The 22,310-nt window shown below is 38.9% G+C and carries 21 protein-coding genes; 16 read left to right on the top strand and 5 right to left on the bottom strand.

Annotation, left to right across the window (positions count from 1 at the left end; translation table 11 throughout):
• Positions 1-256 precede the first annotated feature (256 nt).
• The 5 genes from uvrB (at position 257) to HWV58_RS07960 (ending at position 4,804) form a co-directional block, all read left to right on the top strand.
• Positions 257-2,299: an excinuclease ABC subunit UvrB gene (gene uvrB / locus HWV58_RS07980; protein ID WP_175633598.1), complete on the top strand. Its 2,043-nt coding sequence runs from the start codon at positions 257-259 to the stop codon at positions 2,297-2,299.
• Between the two features lie 77 nt (positions 2,300-2,376).
• Positions 2,377-3,669, top strand: coding sequence for a DUF3472 domain-containing protein (locus HWV58_RS07975; RefSeq protein WP_175633597.1), 1,293 nt, complete (start codon positions 2,377-2,379; stop codon positions 3,667-3,669).
• A 56-nt stretch (positions 3,670-3,725) separates the two neighbouring features.
• On the top strand, positions 3,726-3,923 hold the full coding sequence (locus HWV58_RS07970; protein WP_090497912.1) for a YwbE family protein: 198 nt from the start codon (positions 3,726-3,728) through the stop codon (positions 3,921-3,923).
• On the top strand, positions 3,923-4,450 hold the full coding sequence (locus HWV58_RS07965; protein WP_175633596.1) for a hypothetical protein: 528 nt from the start codon (positions 3,923-3,925) through the stop codon (positions 4,448-4,450). The genes HWV58_RS07970 and HWV58_RS07965 overlap by 1 nt, the downstream gene beginning before the upstream one ends.
• A 105-nt stretch (positions 4,451-4,555) precedes the next feature.
• Positions 4,556-4,804 carry a DUF4834 family protein gene (locus tag HWV58_RS07960; protein ID WP_175633595.1) on the top strand — a complete coding sequence of 83 codons (249 nt, stop codon included), beginning with the start codon at positions 4,556-4,558 and terminating at the stop codon, positions 4,802-4,804.
• Positions 4,805-4,837: 33 nt separating this feature from the next.
• On the opposite strand, the gene HWV58_RS07955 is transcribed toward HWV58_RS07960, so the two are convergent.
• The 5 genes from HWV58_RS07955 to HWV58_RS07935 form a co-directional block, all read right to left on the bottom strand.
• Positions 4,838-5,290, bottom strand: coding sequence for an SRPBCC family protein (locus HWV58_RS07955; RefSeq protein WP_175633594.1), 453 nt, complete (start codon positions 5,288-5,290; stop codon positions 4,838-4,840).
• A 48-nt stretch (positions 5,291-5,338) separates the two neighbouring features.
• Positions 5,339-6,256 (bottom strand): TIGR01777 family oxidoreductase, encoded by a 918-nt coding sequence (locus HWV58_RS07950; RefSeq protein WP_175633593.1) that lies wholly within the window; start codon positions 6,254-6,256, stop codon positions 5,339-5,341.
• Positions 6,257-6,260: 4 nt separating this feature from the next.
• Positions 6,261-7,076, bottom strand: coding sequence for a DUF393 domain-containing protein (locus HWV58_RS07945; protein WP_175633592.1), 816 nt, complete (start codon positions 7,074-7,076; stop codon positions 6,261-6,263).
• Between the two features lie 149 nt (positions 7,077-7,225).
• Positions 7,226-7,732 carry a GbsR/MarR family transcriptional regulator gene (locus HWV58_RS07940; RefSeq protein ID WP_175633591.1) on the bottom strand — a complete coding sequence of 169 codons (507 nt, stop codon included), beginning with the start codon at positions 7,730-7,732 and terminating at the stop codon, positions 7,226-7,228.
• A gap of 47 nt (positions 7,733-7,779) precedes the next feature.
• Positions 7,780-8,880, bottom strand: coding sequence for an alginate lyase family protein (locus HWV58_RS07935; protein ID WP_175633590.1), 1,101 nt, complete (start codon positions 8,878-8,880; stop codon positions 7,780-7,782).
• A gap of 128 nt (positions 8,881-9,008) precedes the next feature.
• Between HWV58_RS07935 and HWV58_RS07930 the strand changes: the two genes are divergently transcribed.
• From HWV58_RS07930 to HWV58_RS07880, 11 genes are all read left to right on the top strand, one after another.
• On the top strand, positions 9,009-11,522 hold the full coding sequence (locus HWV58_RS07930) for a YfhO family protein (protein WP_175633589.1): 2,514 nt from the start codon (positions 9,009-9,011) through the stop codon (positions 11,520-11,522).
• Positions 11,523-11,898: 376 nt separating this feature from the next.
• Entirely contained in the window at positions 11,899-12,753 is an 855-nt protein-coding gene (locus HWV58_RS07925; protein WP_175633588.1) for a UDP-2,3-diacylglucosamine diphosphatase, read from the top strand.
• 20 nt (positions 12,754-12,773) lie between these two features.
• Positions 12,774-13,763 carry a glycosyltransferase family protein gene (locus HWV58_RS07920; protein ID WP_175633587.1) on the top strand — a complete coding sequence of 330 codons (990 nt, stop codon included), beginning with the start codon at positions 12,774-12,776 and terminating at the stop codon, positions 13,761-13,763.
• 87 nt (positions 13,764-13,850) lie between these two features.
• Positions 13,851-14,831: a DUF6427 family protein gene (locus tag HWV58_RS07915; RefSeq protein ID WP_175633586.1), complete on the top strand. Its 981-nt coding sequence runs from the start codon at positions 13,851-13,853 to the stop codon at positions 14,829-14,831.
• 151 nt (positions 14,832-14,982) lie between these two features.
• Positions 14,983-15,717, top strand: a complete 735-nt coding sequence (locus HWV58_RS07910) for a type III pantothenate kinase (protein WP_175633585.1) — start codon at positions 14,983-14,985, stop codon at positions 15,715-15,717.
• 1 nt (position 15,718) lies between these two features.
• Positions 15,719-17,017, top strand: a complete 1,299-nt coding sequence (locus HWV58_RS07905) for an OmpP1/FadL family transporter (RefSeq protein WP_235972679.1) — start codon at positions 15,719-15,721, stop codon at positions 17,015-17,017.
• Positions 17,017-17,583: a hypothetical protein gene (locus HWV58_RS07900; RefSeq protein ID WP_175633583.1), complete on the top strand. Its 567-nt coding sequence runs from the start codon at positions 17,017-17,019 to the stop codon at positions 17,581-17,583. The genes HWV58_RS07905 and HWV58_RS07900 overlap by 1 nt, the downstream gene beginning before the upstream one ends.
• A 261-nt stretch (positions 17,584-17,844) precedes the next feature.
• On the top strand, positions 17,845-19,929 hold the full coding sequence (locus HWV58_RS07895) for a peptidylprolyl isomerase (RefSeq protein WP_175633582.1): 2,085 nt from the start codon (positions 17,845-17,847) through the stop codon (positions 19,927-19,929).
• Between the two features lie 65 nt (positions 19,930-19,994).
• The gene (locus HWV58_RS07890; RefSeq protein ID WP_175633581.1) at positions 19,995-20,510 is read left to right on the top strand and encodes a DUF2480 family protein; all 516 of its coding nucleotides are present in this window, start codon (positions 19,995-19,997) and stop codon (positions 20,508-20,510) included.
• Positions 20,511-20,609: 99 nt separating this feature from the next.
• Positions 20,610-21,383, top strand: a complete 774-nt coding sequence (locus HWV58_RS07885) for a DUF3108 domain-containing protein (protein WP_175633580.1) — start codon at positions 20,610-20,612, stop codon at positions 21,381-21,383.
• A gap of 2 nt (positions 21,384-21,385) precedes the next feature.
• On the top strand, positions 21,386-21,949 hold the full coding sequence (locus HWV58_RS07880; RefSeq protein ID WP_175633800.1) for a DUF3109 family protein: 564 nt from the start codon (positions 21,386-21,388) through the stop codon (positions 21,947-21,949).
• Positions 21,950-22,310 lie beyond the last annotated feature (361 nt).

Here is a 22,310-nt window from a genome sequence, read left to right as displayed (position 1 = left end):
TCCCCATTGAAGAAATTCAATGGGGATTTTTGCTTAACAGTTGGTTTAGTTTTTATTTTGAATTTACATAGTTTCTATTTTGAAATTACATAGCTTTCATTTTGAAATTACATAATTATGTAAGCGCTGTTTTCTTTGCTTTTTGAATTTTACTTTTTTGTTTTTCCAATTCCTCCACACAAAATTACTTTTCGATGGTTGAATAAAGCGTGCTAAATTGTTTAGCATCATAAAATTTCAGTAAATTTGGTTACCAATGAAATTTAAAATCACCTCAGAATATCAACCTACCGGAGATCAACCCAATGCCATCAAACAACTGGTTGATGGTGTAAACGCCAACGAGCATTATCAAACTTTACTCGGCGTAACCGGATCAGGCAAAACTTTTACGGTAGCAAACGTAATTGAGCAAACCCAAAAGCCAACATTAATTTTAAGCCACAATAAAACACTGGCGGCACAGCTTTATGGCGAATTCAAGAATTTTTTTCCTGAAAATTCTGTCAATTACTTTGTTTCTTACTACGATTATTATCAGCCAGAGGCTTTTATCGCTTCGAGCAACACTTATATCGAAAAAGACCTGAGCATTAACGAAGAGATTGAAAAGCTGCGCTTGCGCACCACATCATCTTTAATGAGTGGCAGGCGCGACATCATCGTGGTATCGTCCATCTCGTGTATTTATGGTATGGGTAATCCCGAGGATTTTTCTAAAATGGTTTTCCGTTTTGGAGTTGGATTAAGAATTTCGCGGAATGCCTTTTTGCACAGTCTGGTAGAAATTTTATACTCCCGTACCACAACCGATTTTAAACGCGGAACATTCCGGGTTAAGGGCGATACGGTAGATATTTATCCTGCTTACCTCGATCACGCTTACCGCATTTCGTTTTTTGGCGATGATATTGAAGAGCTTTCTACTATTGATCCGGTTTCTGGTAAAACTTTAGAAAAATTAGAAGACATGGCAGTTTATCCGGCCAATCTTTTCGTAACGCCTAAAGATCGTTTCAATTCTTCTATCTGGGGCATTCAGGAGGAGCTCGAGATTAGAAAAAACCAATTAATAGCCGACAGGCATTTACTCGAGGCCAAACGTTTAGAAGAACGAACCAATTTTGATATCGAAATGATGAAAGAACTGGGCTATTGCTCAGGTATTGAAAATTATTCGCGTTTCTTCGATGGCAGGCAGCCGGGCATGCGCCCTTTCTGTTTGTTAGATTACTTTCCGGATGATTATTTAATGGTAATTGATGAAAGTCACGTTACAGTACCACAAATCAGGGCCATGTATGGTGGCGATAGGTCGCGTAAGCTCTCGTTGGTTGAATATGGTTTCCGTTTGCCGGCTGCGCTGGATAACAGGCCTTTAAATTTTAACGAATTTGAAGCACTTGCTCCACAAACGATCTACGTAAGTGCCACACCGGCCGAATATGAACTGGAAAAATCAGAAGGGGTAGTAATTGAGCAGGTAATCAGGCCAACGGGCTTGTTGGATCCAATTATCGAAATCAGGCCTGCCATTAACCAGGTTGATGATTTACTGGATGAGATAGACCTGACCATTAAAGATGGCGGACGGATTTTGGTCACAACTTTAACCAAGCGTATGGCCGAAGAGTTAACCAAATATCTTGATCGTTTGAATATAAAAACGCGGTATATCCACTCTGAAATTAAGACATTAGAGCGGGTAGAGATCCTTCGTGGCCTGCGATTGGGCGAATTCGATGTTTTGGTAGGGATTAACCTGTTGCGTGAAGGTTTGGATTTACCTGAAGTAACACTTGTTGCCATTTTGGATGCCGATAAGGAAGGTTTTTTACGTTCAGAAAAATCATTAATTCAAACCATTGGCCGTGCAGCACGTAATGATAGAGGCCGGGTTATTATGTATGCTGACGGGATGACTGACAGTATGGAGAAAACCATTGATGAAACCAACCGCCGCCGGGAAAAACAGATTGCTTATAATTTGGAGCATGGTATTACACCGAAGACAGTTGGCAAATCGCGTGAAGCAATTTTAGAACAGACTTCCGTACTCGATTTCTCGCAAAAGGCAAGTGATAATAAAGCCAGAGCCTATGTCGAAAATGCTGAAATCAGTATTGCTGCCGATCCGATTGTGCAGTACATGGGCAAGGGAGAATTGCAGCGTGCCATTGATAATACCCGTAAAGATATGCAGAAGGCAGCCAAAGAAATGGACTTTTTACAAGCCGCAAAATTGCGTGACGAAATGTTTGCTTTGGAGAAAATGTTTAACGAGAAATTCGCTAAGTAACGTTTTGGTTTTAATAAGTGATTTTTAGATAATTTCAATTAGAATTGCAATTCAATAAGTTATCTAAAAATCATTAAATGAAATCTTTAAAACTAGTAACGCTGATCGTGCTCAGCGCTATCGGGCTGGATGGTTATGCCCAAAACCAGGGAATTATTACACTTCCGCTTGGTGGTAATGCTTACAGCTCATTACATCAGGATTCTGAGAGAACACTGTCAAATAGGGGAATTGTAAACTGGTCAAATTCGAAAGAGTATTTTACAGCATATTTTAGAGTGGCTAAACCGGGTACAGTAATCGTTTCTGTAAATGAAAAACCAGTTGTTGAAGGGCAGTCAACCTTATCGTTTTCAATTAACAATCAACCGAAAGAAGTAAACTTTGATGAAAGTAAGACTTTGGATGGCAAAATTGGCGAGTGGACGGTTAAAGATACAGGCTACGTTGCCCTCACCATTAAAGGCTTAAGCAAAAGTGGTAGCAAATTTCCATCTCTGGCAAATTTAGCAATCAGCGGATCGGCTGTTGAAGGTAAAACAGCCTATGTTAAAAATAATGAAGGCAATTTCTTTCATTGGGGCCGTCGTGGGCCATCTGTTCATTTGAACTACCTGCAACCCGAAAATGTAAATGCCGAATGGTACTACAACGAAGTTACCGTGCCCAAAGGCGAAGATATTCTGGGCTCTTATTTTATGGCTAACGGCTTTGGCGAAGGTTATTTTGGGATGCAGGTTAACAGTCCTACCGAAAGACATATCCTGTTTTCGGTTTGGAGTCCTTTCAATACCGACGATCCTAAAAGCATTCCTGAATCGCACAAAATTAAAATGTTAAAGAAAGGCGAGAATGTACATACCGGCGAATTTGGCAATGAAGGAGCAGGCGGACAGAGCTATTTAAATTACATGTGGAAAGCTGGAAACACCTATAAGTTTTTACTACATGGTGTTCCGGGAAGAGATAGCCTAACCACTTATACCGCTTACTTTTTTGCCCCTGAAACCAATAAATGGCAATTGATAGCCAGCTTTACCAGACCACAAACCAAAACTTATTTAAAACGTTTCCATTCCTTTTTAGAAAATTTTTCGCCGGTTCAAGGAGATCTATCCAGGAAAGTACTGTTTAATAACCAATGGATATGCGATGATAAAGGCGTTTGGACGGAGTTGAAATCGGCCAGGTTTACGACCGATAATACAGGCATGAAGGGTTACAGGATGGATTATCAGGGTGGAATTAACAAAGGATCTTTTTATCTCAAAAACGGCGGTTTTTTTAATGATTATACCTCGCCAAGAAAAGTGTTGAACAGAACCACTGTTGGTAAGCAACCAGAAATAGATTTCAGTAAATTACCATAGATATTCAAAATTATTGTGGAATTTTGGTGTTTCATTCATCATCACAATACAGCACAATGGACGGGCAGAACAGAAAAGATATTTATCCGGGATTAGAAGTCGGAATTATTTTGAAGAAAGATCAAAGATCGGGAAACATTACCTACGGCGTAGTAAAAGATCTGCTTACTTCATCCGCATTCCACTCCAGGGGAATAAAAGTTCGGCTCGAAGATGGCCAGGTAGGCCGCGTTGCTGAAATTGTAGAAGATTAATGAAACACCTTTATTTTTGCTTTTTAATTTTTGCATTAACTACTACTGCATTTGCCCAGGAATCTATTAATACGAAGGCAACTATTAGTCCTGTTGCCGATCGGAAGATAGTTATGATTTGCAGGGTTTCAATTCCAATAAGCAAGTCTCCCTTGTATGTGGTGAATGGTGTCGTTGTTGATAGTGCGGCAATAACAGATTACATCCGTCCTTCCAGCGTCCTGGCTATAAATGTGCTAAAAGATGCCTCTGCCACAGCGGTATATGGAAGTAGGGGACAAAACGGGGTAATCTTAATAGATCTAAAAAAGGATTTGAAGTTATGGAGTTTGAAGGATTTGTTTAAAAACTTCAGGATTAGAAAGAAGAACTGGAATTGGCCTGTATTTGTGGATGCAAAAGAATTGCCTAGCCGCCCTGATTTCTTTATCGTTAACGATATTGTAGCAGGTGTAAAAGTTGTATCAGTTGAAGATAAATTGCCTGGTAAAGACAAGGTGATTAAAATCTCCCTAAAACCTTTATAGCGCTTTATACGTATTATATTTGTAATCAAATTGCAATTAAAGACCTAAAAAGTAACAAAATAAATTTTGTGTCGTCTATATTTGTAATAAGCGTAAATTATTAACATGACATTAATAAAATTCATTTTCATAACAATATTGGTGCTCTGGCTGATCAGAATGTTGATCAGGTTGATACTACCTATGCTGTTTAATAACCTGGCAAGCAAGATGCAAAGTCAGGCCACAGGTCAGCAGCAACAAAGAAGATCTAAACCCGAAGGTTCTATTTCAATAGATTATATGCCGCCACGGCCCGATCAGAGTAAAACAGATAAACTCGGCGATTTTGTCGATTACGAAGAAGTAAAATAATTCTAGCCCTGAACTTGTTCAGGGTTTTTTGTTTTAAGGGAGTTCTGCTGCTAACTTTATGACTTGATTTCGGGCAATTAGTAATTTACACATATAACGCTTCAAAAATAACAGATCGACCAAACGACCAAGTAAACCCACGGGCGATTGGAATGCAAAAATATCCGTCATTTCGGTATATGCATTTGTTAAAGTAAAATGGTGCTGATGGTGCAGTTTTTTAAAAGGTCCGCTTAGCATTTCATCAACAAAATAAAACGGAGGTTTCATTGCCGTAATTTTGTTTGTCATCTTAAAACTTAACCCAAAATGCCTGGCCTGCCAGGTAACGTTCTCGCCAAGTCCGATTAAACCACTCAATTTTCCAGCTATCACTTTTTCTTTAGTACCTTTCATCGACTCCATGTGCAGGTCTAAATTTCTGGCTAAATCGAAGCACTTTTCTACTGGTGCATAAATTCTTGTTTTTAACAATAAGGTGGGCATCACGTCTGTTTTGAGATTTTTAATGGATTCGGTTATGCATGCAAAAACTTATTTTAAAATAGCTTCAACCGCACATTCAATGCTTGGGTATTTAAACTCAAATCCGGTATTTAACAAGATTGTAGGTTTAACCCACCTGCTTTTTAAAATCAGTTCAGTCTCAGTGCCTATAATTTTAGCACCTATTGCCAGGAACCATGCGGGTGCTGGAAAACCAAAGGTTATTCCACAGGTTTTTCGGATGGCGGACATTAGCAGGTAATTTTTAACCGGTTCAGGAGCCGTACAGTTAATAACCCCGCTAATTTTTTCCTGTTCGAGCAACCATTGGATACTGAGGGCAGCATCCTGCTCGTGCACCCAGCTTACATATTGCTCGCCATTGCCCTGCTTGCCGCCCATACCTGCTTTTGCAAGATTTAGGAGCCGTGGAAAGGCACCATCTTTTTTACCGAGTACTATGCCCATTCTTAAAGCAATTTTCCGGGTATGCGAGGTATTATTCTCAAAAAAGCTGCTTTCCCAGGCTTTACATACCTCGACAGAAAAACCTGTACCGATTTCTCCGTTTATTTCATCCTGATACCGGTCTTCGGCATGGCGATATATCGTAGCAGAAGTAACATTGATCCAGAGTTTAGGTGGGTTATCCATTTTCTGTAGAACCTTTCCCAACAAAGCCGTAGGTTGTAGTCTTGATTGAATAATTTCTTTCCTGTTTTTGGTGGTGTACCTGCAGTTTACGTTTTTACCGCAGAGATTTACAAGCAGGTCGGCATTGTTGAGTGCTTTAGTCCACTCGTTTGTTGTTTTTCCATCCCAAACCACAGTTTCAATATTGCCGTTTTTGGGTTGTGCTTTCCTCGAAAGGATAATAATTTCATCGGTTATTGGACTGAAATGTTTGGCCAGTACGCCACCCAAATAGCCGTTTCCACCTGCCAGGACAATTTTTCTAAACTTCATGATTTTAAAATAATAGGATTAGTATTAAAACAATTAAACGATAAAGTACCCAGCTAATACTCATGGCCCAGCCGAGGTTTAAAATTTTGCTTCGGCGCAAATGCTCCAGCAACATGAGCCCTGCTACGATTAAAAAATAGAGAATAAATAAAATAGGATCGAGATGAAAGTAATGAGCAGCTGTAAGTACGGGTAAAAGCAAGATTGCTCCGGCGAAAGAGATGGTCATCATGTTACCGAGGTAATCCCAGAGTTTATCTTTTCGGTAAATAAGGATAATTATGCCTTGAAATAACATCTGTCCACCACAAATCAAATATTCCCTATAGCTAGTACCCAAGGGTACAAAGCGGGTTAGCAGATGAGCATAAGCCGTTAAAATATAAGCCGTAACCAGCCAGGTAAAAAGTAAATAAATCAGGCGGTATTGTATTTTGAAATCTGGCTGAATTGCATTCGTTTTGGGTCTTACAGGAATGATAACTTTTCTGTTGTAAGATATAAAAGCATAAAATTTTTGCATGAAATAAACAAAGGACCCAAATGAAAAAAGCGTTTTGAAGATAGGTAAGGCATGGCCAATAATTTTAAACAAGCTTTGTATGCCATAAGTTACCTCGCCTGTTAGGGTATTTACCAGTGCAATTTCATTGGCTGCCCGCCGACGATCAACCAGCGGGCAAATATTTGCGGGCATGTTTTGATAAGCTTCACGCCCATTTTTATCGAGCATACCGGTTTTGATAAATGTTTTGGTATAGGCATAACACATGGGGCATTCATCATCGAACAGGATAACATGATTTTGAAGTGTTTTCATTTTATTTAAATTTTAGTATTTTCAATAAATATTGAAACATGTGGTTAAAAAATAAAGCCAGGTTTAATACACTAGCTTAGCTTTTTTTTGATACTTACTACTTAGTTCTTATTCTTTGCTTCCTACTCGATACCTTACTATTCTCCTATTTACTTAAACACTTTCAATATTGATCCCCAGAACCAGTTTTCTTCTGCTTTAAGCATGGTTTCGAGGGTTTTATCAACATTGCCAGCCAATTTGTTTATATCGCTAATCGATTTTTTGAAAGTCTTAAACTCAGGGTCTTTATCATCGCCTTCAACGTTCGAGAGCTCGTTTAATACCTTTAAAACAGGTTCAAGTTCTCTTTTTTTGCGTTCTTTAGCTACTTGGCGTGCAATGTTCCACACGTCTTTATCGGCAAAGAAGTACTCTTTACGCTCACCGGCTTTGTGTTGTTTTTCAATTAATCCCCAGCCAATCAAATCGCGGAGGGTCATGTTGGCATTTCCCCGAGAGATACTCAGCGTTTCCATAATCTCTTCAGTGGTAAGTGCTTCTGCAGAAATTAACAGTAAAGCATGAACCTGTGCCATGGTACGGTTAATGCCCCATTCTGAGCCAAGTTTGCCCCAGGCTTCTATAAACTTTAATTTTGCTGCTGCTAATTCCATAAACAAATATAAAATATTTTATTAAACTTTCAAAAATTATTGAAAGTTTATTTGTTCTGAATTTTGTTACTATCCTGTTGCAATTGATCTAAAATACCCGACCAGCTTTTTTCTTTACCATTAACTGATTGGAGCACCTCGACTAAGCCAGGGTCAAAATAGACGGCTAATTTTAATACGGGTAATGCCAGCTCTGGTTTAAACATGGTTCCTGGGGCAAATCCTGCTTCATTATTTTTCGCCCGGTCCCGGTCGAACTTTACAGTGGTATTTACATATTCTTCGTGCTGTTTTTCGCCTTTAATGTATGGGATTAACCAATTGACTGACTTTTGAATCGATGAACCCCTGGGCGATTCGTAGCTATAAAAATTGATTCCTTTTGCATGGTCAATCATGATCGCCAACCTTAACATAGGCTCCAAATCGTAAATGTGGTAATGCATGGCATCACGTTCTTTAAAATCCAGGCTGGTGCCATCGGCATATAAATTAATGTTAATGTGGCTTTTGAGGTTATCGATAGTCCAGTTAATAAAATCAAGGTTGTTTAATGCGTAGCCAATTTCGCCAACTACTTTTAAGCGGTGGGCATTCCAGTTGTTAATGGCGGTGGCCCTTCCCGCTTTCATCCGCTTGCTGTTAATTTCAGTTAGTGCAGTTTCAGCAAGCCACTTTTTAATTGTGTTTTTAGCTGCAGGATTGATATCAGCCTTAATCAGGTCGTAAGCTTCTATGGCTTTATCCAGGTTGGTGTCATCAATTGGATCGCCGTTGGGCTGGTTTGTTTTTGCCCAGGCTTCAAGAAACTCTACACATTTGTGGAGATATTTTTCATCATCACTTAAACGGTACTGCAAAGCCAGTGCAAACATTTTGTTCATATCGGCCAGTGCCTGCCGCGTACGTTCTTTTTTAGGATTACCTTTTAATAAACCTTCAGTGCGGATGGTATCAACAGCATTAGGCTGCTCTTCGAGGTAATTTAATGCATTTTTTGCGAAGCCTGCATATAATTTTTGAGTTTCTGAGTTGTTTTTAAGCTGGGCTTTAAGTTTTTTAATTTCATTGGTATTTAGGCTAACCACTTGCGAAAAAGCAGTTAAAGCCAGACTCAGTAATGCGATTGTAACAGCAAACTTTCTCATCTTTAAATAGATTGAATTTTTATTCTCTTCTACAAATCTAGTTTTTATTGCGTTGCATTTAATTTATTACTTTTTTATACCGCCCATTTTTTTATTTTTGACGTTCGTTTAAACTTAAACAAACCTTAATGAATAACTGGTTTAATAAAAATGGCATACACCTGGCCATTATTGCATTTTTTGTAGTCATTACATTTGCCTACTTCAGTCCTGTTTTGGTAGGTAAAGCTCCTGCGCAGAGCGATGTGATTCAATCACAAGCTATGCAAAAGGAAATTATGGAATTTAAAGAAAAAGATGGTAAGGCACCACTTTGGACTAACCAGATGTTTGGCGGTATGCCCGCCTATCAAATTTGGGTACCCTATGCTTATAACGGTGCAACTTATGGAATTGCTTTAATTACTAAAGCGCTACCAAACCCTACTGGAACGGTTCTTTTATTGCTTTTTGGCGCTTATTTCTTATTCATTGTACTAAAAGTCAATCCCTGGCTGGCAGCTGCGGGTGCAATAGCCTTTACATTCACAATGTATAATTTTGTTTTAATTGCCAGCGGGCATAGCAGCAAGGCGCTTGCAATTGGCTTTTTTGCGCCCATAATAGCAAGTATATTATTAACCCTTAGGGGAAAATATTGGTATGGAGCAAGTTTAACCGCATTGTTTTTAGCCCTCGAAATAAGAACAAACCACGTTCAGATGACTTATTATCTGATGTTGGCTATATTTATTTTTGTTGTTATCGAAATCTATCAGGCCGTTAAAAATAAGACTGTTTCGAATCTCTTAAAGTCATTTGGGTTTCTTGCTTTTTCTATAGTAATCGCGATAATGATCAATGCAAGTTTACTATGGTCGACAGCAGAATATGCCAAAGAAACAAATCGTGGTAAATCTAATTTAACCTCAACAGAGACTGCATCCACAGAAAAAGAGAGCGGGATGTCGAAAGAATATGCTTACCAGTGGAGTCAGGGGGTTGGAGAAAGCTTTACATTTTTGATTCCTGATTTATATGGAGGACCGTCTGGTGTAGAGGAACTGGTAAAACCAGAAGGCAATATGTATAAAGCAGTTGCTGAAATCACTGGTGGTGATCCAACTCAAACTTCACAAGCCATTCAACAATTGGGTGGACAATTAAATATGCAACAGTATTGGGGCGAAAAACCTTTCACGCAAGGTGGATATTATTTTGGTGCTATTATCTGTTTCCTGTTTGTTTTTGGATTATTCATTGTTCGGAGTCAATTAAAATGGTGGATATTAGCGACAACTACATTATTTATCTTGCTTTCATTCGGCCGTCACCTTCCTTTTGTTAGTAACTTGTTTTTTGATTATTTCCCACTGTACAATAAGTTCCGTGCAGTTGAGTCTATTTTGGCCGTTGTTGGATTAATGGTTCCAATTTTAGCGGTTTTAGCCGTTAAAGAGGTGCAGGAGGGAAATACAGATCAAAAGGTGTTGATTAAAAAATTAACCTGGTCTGCTGGAATCACAGGTGGTTTTGCTCTAATTGTAGCAATTGTACCTACATTGTTTTTTAGTTTTAAGGCTTCAAATCATAACCAAATTGTTGAAGCTTTAACTCAGACTTTACAAAACAATGCTTCTATCGCCCACAAAATTGCAAATGGATTGGTTGAGGATAGAATTGCTATAGGGCGCGCAGATGCTTTGCGTTCGTTTTTCTTTGTAATTATCGGATTTGGAATTATTTGGGCGCTAATAACTAAAAAATTAAATACACAGTTTGCTTTAGGTTTGTTAGCGCTGGCAGTGCTGATTGACATGTGGCAAGTAGATCGCAGGTATTTAAATAATCAGAATTTCGAATTTAAAAAAACGGCTTCAGATTTCTTCAAACCAAGAGATGTGGATAATTTTATCGCCGCAGATAAGGATCCAAATTTTAGAGTGTTTGATGCTTCGATAAATACTTTTAGTGATGCCAGCACATCAAATTATCATAAAACAATTGGGGGGTACCATGCTGCTAAGTTGAAGCGTTATGATGAATTGATTCAGAATCAAATGACCAAAAGCATCAACCAGGATGTGCTGGATATGTTAAATACCAAATACATCATTACACAAGATCCTCAAAACGGATCGTATAAAATGCAGCGTAATGCAACCGCTGCCGGTAATGCCTGGTTTGTACAAAGTGTACAGTTTGCTAAAAATGCTGATGAAGAAATGAAAGCCATCAGTAGTTTTGATGCTAAAAAAGAAGCCATTGTAGATGAAAGCTATAAGGATTTAATTGATACCAAACGTTTAGGTACTGGTCAGGAAGGTTTTATTCGTTTAACTACTTACAATCCCGATCATTTAACCTACGAATATTCTTCTGCCAAAGATGTAATTGCAGTTTTCTCAGAGATTTACTACAAAGAAGGCTGGAAAATGTATATCGACGGTGTTGAAAAACCTTATTTCAGAGCTGATTATGTTTTGCGTGCAGCTCAGCTGGAAGCAGGTAATCACAAACTTGAATTCATTTTCCACCCAACAGCCTATTATGCAGGTGAGAAAATCTCGCTGGCAGGCTCAATCCTGTTGTTGGCCGGATTGGGTTTTGGTTTTTACAACGAAGAAAAGAAAAAAAAGAAAGCAGTTAAGGTTAAAGCTTAAGTTGCGCTTTGATATGCAAGCCCCATAGGATTCAGATCTTATGGGGCTTTTATTTTTATCAATCTTGCCAAATAGGCCGTTTTACAATTAACCGGTTTATACCATTCACCTCTTTTAACATACATTATCAGATTGAATAATAATTTAACAATGTCGTAACATTTGTTTGATAAACAGCGTCTTATCTTTGTGTTGTAAAATCAGATGATATGTTAGAGTCTTTCTTTGCCGTGTGTTTGTTAATTGTTGTACTTTATTTCTTTAGCCCTTTTGAGGTAAAACTCGATGAGGAAGAAGAGTGGTAACAAATCTAAATTATGCAGGAACTGCCTACACCGGGCGGTAATAAGATTCTTCCCCCTAAAATTTCCCGTTTATGGATAAAAGAAATGTCGATGTAGTCGTAATCTCCGACGTGCATTTGGGCACCTATGGCTGCCATGCTAAAGAGCTTTTGAAGTATCTTAAAAGCATTAAACCCAAAACATTGATTTTAAATGGCGATATCATTGATATCTGGCAGTTCAGCAAAAGTTACTGGCCCGAATCGCATATGAAAGTCATCCGCAAGCTGATGAAATTCGTTTCGGAGGGGGTGCAGGTGCATTATTTAACCGGCAACCACGATGAAATGCTGCGCAAGTTCGATGGCATGGAAATGGGTACCTTCCATCTGCAGAATAAATTGATTTTAGAGCTTGATGGCAGAAAAGCCTGGTTTTTTCATGGAGATGTTTTTGATGTAACGATGCAACATTCTAAATGGCTGGCCAAACTGGGGGCTGTGGGTTACGATACCTTAATTTTGATCAATAGTTTTGTGAACTGGGTGCTTACGGCTTTCGGGAGGGAGAAGATGAGTTTCTCTAAAAAAGTAAAGGCGAAATTTAAAGATGCAGTTAAATTCATCAATAGTTTCGAGCAAACAGCGGCCGAGCTGGCAATTGAAAAGGGCTATCAATATGTGGTTTGCGGGCATATCCACCAGGCCGAAAAAAGGGAAATTGCTACCGATGAAGGAAGTGTTACTTATTTAAACAGTGGCGATTGGGTGGAAAGTTTAACCGCTTTAGAATATGAAAACCAAAACTGGACGATTTTTAAATATGAACACCAGCATTTTACCAAAGATGAACTGGATGAAGGACTGCTGTCTGATGCCGAAGATTTAAAGAGTAAACTGGACATAAATATTCTTTTACAGAATATAAAATATGAAATTGCCCAATAATTTTAGATATTCGGGCACAAATGAAGATACTTTACGCGATACAGGGAACCGGTAACGGACATATTAGCAGGGCCAGGGAAATTATTCCATTGCTTCAAAAATATGGTGAACTGGATATTTTAGTGAGTGGCACACAGGCCGATGTTAAACTCAGTCAACCGGTAAAATACCAGTTGCACGGTTTTAGCTTTATTTTTGGCAAGAAAGGTGGTGTAGATCATTATAAAACCTGGTTAAACATGAATCTTTTCCGTTTTAGAAAAGATATGAAACAGCTTCCCCTGAAAGATTATAACCTGATTATTAATGATTTTGAACCGGTAAGCGCCTGGGCCTGTAAACTGCAGGGTATTGAATGTGTTTCTCTAAGCCATCAGGCAGCGTTTAAATCGAAAAAAGTACCACGACCTAAAACATTAGACTGGGGTAAGCTGATTTTAAGCCGTTACGCCCCTACTAAATATCATATTGGTTTCCATTTCGATCGTTACGATACTTTTATCCATACGCCGGTAATCAGGGCCGAAATCAGAAACTTGGAAAGTGTAAATTTAGGTCATTACACCGTGTACCTTCCGGCTATTGATGATAAACGTTTGGTAAAGCTTTTTACCCAAATCCCGAATGTGAAATGGGAAGTTTTTTCTAAACACAGTAAGGTAGCTTATCAGGAAGGCAATGTTTTTGTAGAGCCTGTAAACAACGAGAAATTCAATAAAAGCTTGGCTACCTGCGAAGGGCTGTTTACCGGAGGCGGTTTTGAAGGACCAGCTGAAGCACTTTATTTAAAGAAAAAGCTGCTGGTTGCTCCCATGCGTTTCCAGTTTGAGCAGCAATGTAATGCTTACGCTTTAAAGCAATTTGGTTTGCCCGTGATCTGGGGAAGCACACGCAACTGGTTACCCATTATCAAAAACTGGGTCGAAAACCCTCAAAAGCACGAATTTGATTTCCCTGACGAAACTGCGAAAATTATCGACGATATGGTGAAAAAATACGCGAGGGTTTAGCCTTTCGAGTTTAGGTAAATTTAGTCTTTCAGCTTTCTGCTCTGGTGTTAAATTATTTTCTTTACTTTGCCTAATCGTTAAAAAGGCATGATTAATCAGTTTAGAAAGCTAAATCCAGTTAACCTCATATTTTTGCTGGCGTACACATTTTTTATGCGTATGGCTATCTTTTATGAAACACCATCGCAGTTAAACTTCGATTTCCTGGAGCCTTTTGCCCGCTTATTGATCAATGTAGATCTCGATAATGCCTTTACTGCACAGACCAATATTTTTATTGCGGCGGTTTTGGTTTATATACAGGCTCTGATCTTTAACCGGGTGGTAAACAATCATAACCTGTTGGGGAAACCGAGCTTTTTGCCTGGTTTAATGCTGGTAACCGGAACGAGTTTGTTTATGCCCTTTATGACTTTAAATCCGGCGCTGATTTGTAATTTCCTGCTCATCTGGATTATCGATAAGTTTTTAAAACTCGGAAAAAGCGCCAATTCTATTACTACTGTTTTCGATATCGGGATGATCATTGCCATTGGTACCCTGGTTTATTTTCCTTTTATGGGCATGCTGCTCATGATTTTTTTAGCCTTAATGCTTTTCAGGTCATTTAATTGGCGCGAGTGGGTAGCCGGGTTAATCGGTTTTATTACTGTATTCTTTTTCCTGGCCGTGTTTTATTACTGGAAAGATAATTTGAGTTCTTTTTACCAGATCTGGAAACCATTGGGTAATAAGTTTCCATCGGTGTTTAAAATCAACTATAATGATTATTTGGTTCTTATTCCAGTAGCTATTATCATTATCCTTGCATCATTACAGCTGCGCGAAAATTTCTTCAGGAGTTTTATCAGTACGCGGAAGAGTTTTCAATTGCTTTTTTTCATGTTTATTGTGGCTATTGTCAGTTTTTACCTCAAACCCAATTTCCGTACCTGGCATTTTCTGCTTTGCGTGCCGCCGGGTGCAGTACTGTTAGCATACTATTTTAGCAATGCCAAAAAGCGTTGGTTTTACGAAACTTTGTTTCTTTTGTTCGTGCTTTCGGTGCAGTACTTTCTGTTTGTTTAACCTTTTTTAACAAATAACCGGAGTGAAACTTGACAAAGATTAATAGCTTTGTGCATGATTTTAGCGTTAAAGCTTTTTTAGTTTTAATTTGATGGATAGAATTGGGATCTTCGGAATTTCTAAGGTATAATTTGATAAAAGGAAATTTTAAATGCGCACGTTAAGCATTGATATTGGAAATTCTGCTGCTAAAGTAGCTGTTTTTTCAAATAAAGAAATCGTTCACCATCAGCGTTTTAATAAACTTGGGATTATTGATCTGGCTCAGCTGATAGAAAAATTTTCACCCAATAAATCAATTATAAGCAGTGTTAATCAGGAAATTAGCCAGCTTGAAGGGTTTTTAAAGAAGCATACTGAATATACGCGTTTTTCGGCCTTATTAACGAATGGCGTGCAGAACAAATATAAAACGCCTGCGACTTTGGGATTAGACAGATGGGCAGCTGTTTTGGGTGCAAATGGATTATTTCCGGCAGGTGCCAGTTTAATTGTAGATGCGGGCACATGCATCACCTATGATGTTTTAAGCCAGTCGAAAGCATATTTTGGTGGGAGCATCAGTCCGGGAATTAATATGCGTTTCAGGGCTGTACACGAATTTACCGGCCGCCTGCCTTTAGTGGAATGGAATGAGCGCGAAGAGATAACAGAGGGGACGGATACACAATCGGCAATTAAAAACGGCGTTTTACAAGGAGTAATAAATGAAATTGAAGGCTTTATTGCCCTAAATAATAAAAAAGAAAGTGCTTTGAAGGTAATTATAACCGGTGGCGATGCTAATTTTTTGTATAAGCAATTACAAAACAGCATCTTTGCGCCTCAAATTATAAAAGATCCCTACTTGGTATTAAAAGGATTAAATGAAGCTATTGCAGATTAAAATGTACAAAAGAATAAATTATATTGCAGCCATACTCGTTTTAGTTGGTGGTTTAAGTGCTCAGGCACAGGTTACTACATCATCGCCATATTCAAGATATGGGCTTGGTAATATAAAAGGCTCTTTGTTGCCACAATTGCGGGCAATGGGTGGAATTTCTACTGCTGTAAATAAAGTAAGCGGTTTTAACTATATCAACATGCAGAACCCTGCATCGTACGCCGGTATTTCGTTAACCACTATCGATATTGGTATGAGTGCCAGTATCAATAACTTAAGCAGGGGAAATTTAAGCGAGAATACTTTCAACTCTACTTTTAGCCATTTGGCTTTTGCTGCACCAGTAGGTAGAAAATCAGCTTTGAGCTTTGGTATTTTGCCCTATTCTGATTTGGGTTATACTTACAGAAACTCCGTTAAAATTGATACTACTTCGGTTGATCAGGTTTACGAAGGTGAAGGTGGTTTATCGAAAGCGTACTTTGGTTATGGCTATCGTTTTGGCGATCATTTAAGAGTTGGTGCCAACTTGGAATACATTTTTGGTAACCTGCAAACTACGCGTTCAACCGAATACAGCAACGCCATTGTGGGTGCCTATAATGCTAAGCTTCAAAATAAAAACAGTGTAGGTGGTTTAGCTTATTCATACGGTATTCAATATGATTTTAACGTAGGTAAGAAAACCTTAGTAACCCTGGGTTATTCGGGTAGCACTTCTGGTAAAGTAAACTCGAGCCAAACCTTTTTTGCAACCCGTTACCTTAGAGATGCCAATGGAAATGAGCAGCCGGCTTTAGATACTTTGAGCCGTATTGATAAAGGAAAATCTAACCTGACCTTACCGCTAACACATAACTTTGGTATCGCTATTCAGCAAAATGATAAATGGATGATTGGTGCTGATTTTAGAATGAGCAAATGGTCGGAAACCACCATTAATAATGTTAGCCAGGGTTTGCAAGATAGCTGGGGAGCATCATTAGGTGGACAGTGGACTCCTGATGCCTATTCTTACAACAGTTACATGAAACGTGTTGATTACCGCTTAGGTTTTAATTACGATAAAACGTATATTCAGGTAAACAATCAGAATATTAAACAAATGGGCGCTTCGTTGGGTTTTGGTTTCCCGCTACCATCAGCAAACGGAGGTACTGCATTTTATAAAATCAACTTTACAACCGAGGTTGGACAAAGAGGTACTTTAAACAATAACCTGGTTAAAGAACAGTATATTAATTTCCACCTTGGCTTTACCTTAAATGATACCTGGTTCCGTAAGTACCGCGTAGACTAATGAAATTGAAAACATTTTTATATGGTTTGTTTCTGGCGTTGCCATTGTTTTTGGCTTCCTGTGGAGACGACGATCTAAAAAAAGCCAATTCAGTTTCAGCCGGCAAAATAACGCTAACCCGCGACCGTACTACCGGGGTTGAGATTATTTACAGCGATTCGGCCAGGGTAAAGGCAAAAGGCTATGCGCCAATACTGGATAAGATTACACCTTCTAACGGGAGTTCTTACCAAGAAATGATTAAAGGCGTAAACATCGATTTTTATAATCCACAAGGCACAGTTGATGGGAATCTGGTATGCGATTACGCGATCAGGAAAGATACTGAGCTCAAAACCGAATTCCGGAAAAATGTAGTGGTAAAAAATAGCAAGGGCGATACTTTTTCTTCTCAGGAATTGATCTGGGATGAATCGAAGAAGATTTTCTATTCAAATCAAACTGTTGATATTTTGAGTGTAAACGGTGATTTTACAAGGGCAAGGGATTTTAAGGCCCCTCAGGATTTCAGTACTTACGAGATGGGCCCCGGAACCGGTGAAATTAATTCGAAGGGAACTTTATAGCTGGATATAGACTAGTAGTGGCACTTTGACTTCATGTAAAATGGAAGAGGTAAAAGGGATGATGGATTGATTCTATTAAAATACAGTGGTTTTGAAGTCAGTTTTACAGGCAAATCCCGCCAACGTCCATCAGCCATTTTAGCGCCTACATCCTCCTTATAATTAAGCGTTTGATAAATAAAATTTTGTGTTTTCTTTTTTAACGCAAATTTGTATCTTGCGCCCTCTTAAAAAAGAACTAAATAAATTTATAATTACAATATGGGATTAATGACATTTTTGCGTAACCGTGCAGGCTATATCCTGGTCTTTGCAATCGGTTTTGCAATTGTTGCATTTTTAGTAGGTGATGCAATTAACGTAGGTAAACCTTTTTGGTCTGCAAATCAAAAAGTTGTCGGATCTATTGATGGTAACGAAATCAGTATCGATGAGTTCGGTCCAAAGGTTGATCAGGGTGTAAACCAAATGAAACAACAATACGGCGGTAGTGCAAATGCACAAATGACTGCTATGGCTGTAGATCAGGCCTGGAATGCAGAACTGGCTAAAGTATTATTAACAAAAGAGTACGACCGTTTGGGTTTAACTGTTTCGGAAGACGAGCTGTTTGATTTATTGCAAGGCCAGAACCCAAGCCCATTGGTTAAACAATATTTTTCTAATCCTCAAACCGGACAATTAGACCGCGTAACCCTGATGAACTTCTTAAAATCAAAAGAACCTCAGGCTTTACAACAATCTGATATGTTACAATTGGAGATTAAAAACCAGGCCTTACAAACCAAATATTCTAACTTAATCCGTAATTCGGTTTATGTAACTTCGTTAGAAGCTACTGATGAATATAACAACCGTAACAAACTGGCAAACTTCAAATATGTAAGTTTAGATTATACTTCTGTTCCGGATGCATCGGTTAAATTAACTGACGGCGATTATTCTGAATATTATGATAACAACAAAGCACGTTTCAACAATCCAACTGAAACCCGTGCATTTGAATATGTAACTTTCAGCATCAGCCCTAACAAAGCCGATTCGTTAGCGGTTAAAGCGCAGGTAGATAAAATTGCTGCTGATTTCCAGGTAGCTAAAAACGATTCGCTTTTTGCAGCTATCAATTCGGATGTTAAAGTTCCTTTTACTTACCTAACCAAAGGTAAATTAGATCCGGCTGTTGATTCGGCAGTATTTGCATTGCCTGCAGGCAGTTTCTATGGTCCTAAATTATCAGGTAACTCGTATAAAATTGTAAAAGTTGTAGCCAGCCGTTTCTCTCCTGATTCGGTAAAAGCCAGCCACATCTTAATCGATCCGGCTAAAGTTGGCGGTGATGATAAAGCAGGTAAATTAGCCGATTCGTTAAAAGGCTTAATTTTAAAAGGCGGCAATTTTGCTGAGCTTGCTAAAAACTACAGTGTAGATGGTTCGAAAGATAAAGGTGGTGAGCTGGGTACATTTGCACGTGGTACTATGGTGCCAGAATTTGAAAATGCTGCTTTCGATGGCAATACCGGAGATATTAAAGTAGTTAAATCTCAGTTCGGTTACCATGTAATCAAAATCGAAAAACAAATTGGTTCTTCGAAAGTTGCTAAACTGGCTTATGTAGAGAAAACATTAGCTGCGAGTAGCAAAACGCAGGCAGCGGCTTATAAAGCAGCAAGTAATTTCCTTGCTGATGTAAAAGGAAACGATTTTGCTAAACTGGCTACACAAAAAGGATTAAAACTTGCAGTTGCTGATAGAGTAGCAGCTACACAAGGTTTCGCCGCAGGTTTAGATAACCCACGTAAATTAATTCAGGATGCTTACGCAGCTGATAAAGGAGATGTGTTACCTGAAATCTATACCATGAGCAATGCTTATGTGGTAGCACGTTTAACCAATGTTAGCCCTAAAGGTACCCTATCGTTAGCCGATGTTAAAAAGGAAATCGAGCCAATGGTGCGCAATGCGGTTAAAGCTAAATTGTTAAAAGAAAAACTGGCTAATGCTAGTAAAGGAAATATCGATCAGGTTGGTGCGAAGCTAGCTCGTCCGGTTAGCCCAGTACAGAACATTGTATTTGCTAACCCGGTAATTCCAGGTGTGGCACAAGAAAATGCTTTGGTTGGTAGTGTATTTGGTTCTCAGCCAGGAAAAGTGTCTGCTCCTGTTCAGGGTGAGCGTGGTGTGTATGTATTCTCAGTTGATGGATTTACGAACCCTGCACCAATTGCCAACATGTTTAAACAAAAAGAAGGTATGTTATTAAGCTTAGGTCAGCGTTCGTTAGGGGCGGCTTTCCAGGCTTTACAAGATAATGCACAGATAAAAGACAATCGTGTGAAATTCTATTAATTAGAAAATACGTAATTTTGTAACCGTTCCGATCAGTTATCGGAACGGTTTTTTTATTTAAGGCCATGGAAATTCAGGAAAACATCATCAATAAAGTAGCCAACAGTGGTTTGGTAACCTTAAACCTCGAAGACTTTTATCATAAAGGCGAAAGAGTGCTGTATGATATTGTGGATAATCTTTTTCATGGGCTGATGCTGAAGGAGAAGGATTTCAGGGAGTTTATCAAAAACCACGACTGGGCGCAATATCAGGATAAGAATGTAGCCATTATCTGCTCTGCCGATGCTATTGTACCCACATGGGCCTACATGCTGCTGGCCAACAGAATGAAGCCTTATGCCAACGAAGTGGTGTTTGGCGGACTGGATACTTTGGAAGCTATTCTGTTTTCGAAAGCACTGGCTAAAATCAATCCACAGGATTATGCCAATGAACGTGTAGTAGTAAAAGGTTGTGGCGACATAGAAGTGCCCGTTTCGGCCTATGTAGAGGTAACCAACCTGTTAACGCCCGTGGTTAAAAGCATTATGTTTGGCGAGCCTTGTTCTACCGTTCCGGTTTATAAACGAAAAGATTAAAAATTGGTTTGCTTTTTGTATATCTTCATCAAGAAAGAATGTGTTCCCTTTTTTAAAGACTATACTTCTTTTCAGTACACACAAATGAATACAAAAGCGATGAGAAAACTGTTTTTAATAGTCACGGCTGCGTTATGCAGTTTTTATGCACAGGCGCAGGAGCTGCCCCTTAAGAAAGAGCCTGTATTTCAGGAGGGAGAAGTTTTAAAATATAAATTACGTTATGGTTTTATCACTGCTGCAGAGGCTACGATAAAGGTTAGTAATTCTGATTTAAAGTTTGATAATAAGCCAACTTACAAGCTAACAGTTGACGCGGAGACCTCAGGAACCTTCGATATCTTTTATAAGGTAAGAGATCATTACGACTCTTATATCGATAAAACGGACCTGTTACCTTACTTCTACCAGGAAAATATCCGCGAGGCCAGTTACCGCCGTCAGGATAAGGCCAGGTTTAACCAGGATGGTAAGAAAGTAGTATCGAACAGGGGAACTTTTAGTACCCCAACCAATCAAACCTTCGATCTGGTATCGGCCTATTATTTTGCCCGTAGCCTGGATATCAGTAAAATTAAGGTTGGCGATAAATTTAAATTAAACTATTTTTTGGGTGATGAGATTTCGGCCCTCGAAGTAGAATATATAGGTAAAGAAACCATCAAGAGCAAACTGGGTAATATTCGCTGTTTAAAATTTAGTCCATCTATTAAGCCGGGCCGGATATTTAAAAAAGACAGCAGATTGTACCTTTGGGTAACCGATGATGGCAACCGTGTGCCGGTAAAAGCACAGGTAGAAATATTGGTGGGCGCAGTAACGATGGAATTAAAATCGGCCGATGGGCTGAAATATGCTTTAGCAAAAGAGTAATGATGATAGAAGTAGAACAAGTGCTTGTGCACGAAGATGTATTGAAAGAAAACTTTGTTTGTAATTTAAGCAAATGTAAAGGGATCTGTTGTGTGGAAGGCGATTCGGGTGCACCTTTGGATAATGACGAGAAGGCGATTTTGGAGGATATTTACCCAAAGATAAAGCATTTGTTAAACGAAAAGGGGATTAAAGCTATTGAAGAGCAAGGCGTGTATGTAGTAGATGAGGATGGCGATTTAACTACGCCTTGTGTAGATAAAAATAAAGAATGTGCCTACGTGCTTTTTGAAGGTGGCATTACTAAGTGTGCTATAGAAAAGGCTTATGAGCAAGGTTTGGTAGACTGGCAAAAACCCATTTCGTGCCACTTATACCCTATCCGCATTACGAAATACCCGGAGTTTGATGTGCTGAATTACGATCGCTGGCACATCTGCCACGATGCCTGTACTTTTGGCCGCGAGCTTAAGGTACCGGTGTACAGTTTCCTGAAAGGACCACTTATTCGTAAGTATGGCGAGGATTGGTATAGGGAGTTGGAGAGTTCTGTTGCTGCGATGTAAACATATAGTATTTTGGCGAGCTATTCTAGCTAAGTTTCGCATCTATAAATAACAGCAGCCTGCTGGCACTCGTATAGCTCTGGCTATTTTCAATACTCATTTTTGCATTCTGAACGATGTGAATTTATTTACCTGAGGATTATTTTTTTGGTGGACGAGCTTCCTTGCTGCGTCAAATTTATTACGATTTGCTAAAAAGCTCATTTTTTGCAAATAACTATTGAAAATGGATTAGGGTTAGTAAATTTCTTCCTTAATAGGTATTCATTTATTTTCTGTGAAGTAGCCGTTTGCAAGCTGGATGTCTATCTTAACAGCTTTATTACATGAAAATCGTTGGTGATCACTATAGCGATGTAGT

The sequence above is a fragment of the Pedobacter ghigonis genome (assembly GCF_903166585.1).
GTDB lineage: Bacteria > Bacteroidota > Bacteroidia > Sphingobacteriales > Sphingobacteriaceae > Pedobacter > Pedobacter ghigonis.
This window is presented reverse-complemented; position numbering and strand designations above follow the sequence as displayed.

Bases quoted from the DNA above. Each gene is read 5' to 3' on its own strand.
- uvrB (WP_175633598.1), top strand. From the start codon at position 257: ATGAAATTTAAAATCACCTCAGAATATCAACCTACCGGAGATCAACCC.
- HWV58_RS07965 (WP_175633596.1), top strand. From the start codon at position 3,923: ATGAAACACCTTTATTTTTGCTTTTTAATTTTTGCATTAACTACTACT.
- HWV58_RS07945 (WP_175633592.1), bottom strand. From the start codon at position 7,076: ATGAAAACACTTCAAAATCATGTTATCCTGTTCGATGATGAATGCCCC.
- HWV58_RS07975 (WP_175633597.1), top strand. From the start codon at position 2,377: ATGAAATCTTTAAAACTAGTAACGCTGATCGTGCTCAGCGCTATCGGG.
- HWV58_RS07880 (WP_175633800.1), top strand. From the start codon at position 21,386: ATGATAGAAGTAGAACAAGTGCTTGTGCACGAAGATGTATTGAAAGAA.
- HWV58_RS07930 (WP_175633589.1), top strand. From the start codon at position 9,009: ATGAATAACTGGTTTAATAAAAATGGCATACACCTGGCCATTATTGCA.
- HWV58_RS07960 (WP_175633595.1), top strand. From the start codon at position 4,556: ATGACATTAATAAAATTCATTTTCATAACAATATTGGTGCTCTGGCTG.
- HWV58_RS07925 (WP_175633588.1), top strand. From the start codon at position 11,899: ATGGATAAAAGAAATGTCGATGTAGTCGTAATCTCCGACGTGCATTTG.
- HWV58_RS07950 (WP_175633593.1), bottom strand. From the start codon at position 6,256: ATGAAGTTTAGAAAAATTGTCCTGGCAGGTGGAAACGGCTATTTGGGT.
- HWV58_RS07970 (WP_090497912.1), top strand. From the start codon at position 3,726: ATGGACGGGCAGAACAGAAAAGATATTTATCCGGGATTAGAAGTCGGA.
- HWV58_RS07955 (WP_175633594.1), bottom strand. From the start codon at position 5,290: ATGCCCACCTTATTGTTAAAAACAAGAATTTATGCACCAGTAGAAAAG.
- HWV58_RS07900 (WP_175633583.1), top strand. From the start codon at position 17,017: ATGAAATTGAAAACATTTTTATATGGTTTGTTTCTGGCGTTGCCATTG.
- HWV58_RS07940 (WP_175633591.1), bottom strand. From the start codon at position 7,732: ATGGAATTAGCAGCAGCAAAATTAAAGTTTATAGAAGCCTGGGGCAAA.
- HWV58_RS07910 (WP_175633585.1), top strand. From the start codon at position 14,983: ATGCGCACGTTAAGCATTGATATTGGAAATTCTGCTGCTAAAGTAGCT.
- HWV58_RS07935 (WP_175633590.1), bottom strand. From the start codon at position 8,880: ATGAGAAAGTTTGCTGTTACAATCGCATTACTGAGTCTGGCTTTAACT.
- HWV58_RS07895 (WP_175633582.1), top strand. From the start codon at position 17,845: ATGGGATTAATGACATTTTTGCGTAACCGTGCAGGCTATATCCTGGTC.
- HWV58_RS07890 (WP_175633581.1), top strand. From the start codon at position 19,995: ATGGAAATTCAGGAAAACATCATCAATAAAGTAGCCAACAGTGGTTTG.
- HWV58_RS07915 (WP_175633586.1), top strand. From the start codon at position 13,851: ATGATTAATCAGTTTAGAAAGCTAAATCCAGTTAACCTCATATTTTTG.
- HWV58_RS07885 (WP_175633580.1), top strand. From the start codon at position 20,610: ATGAGAAAACTGTTTTTAATAGTCACGGCTGCGTTATGCAGTTTTTAT.
- HWV58_RS07905 (WP_235972679.1), top strand. From the start codon at position 15,719: ATGTACAAAAGAATAAATTATATTGCAGCCATACTCGTTTTAGTTGGT.
- HWV58_RS07920 (WP_175633587.1), top strand. From the start codon at position 12,774: ATGAAGATACTTTACGCGATACAGGGAACCGGTAACGGACATATTAGC.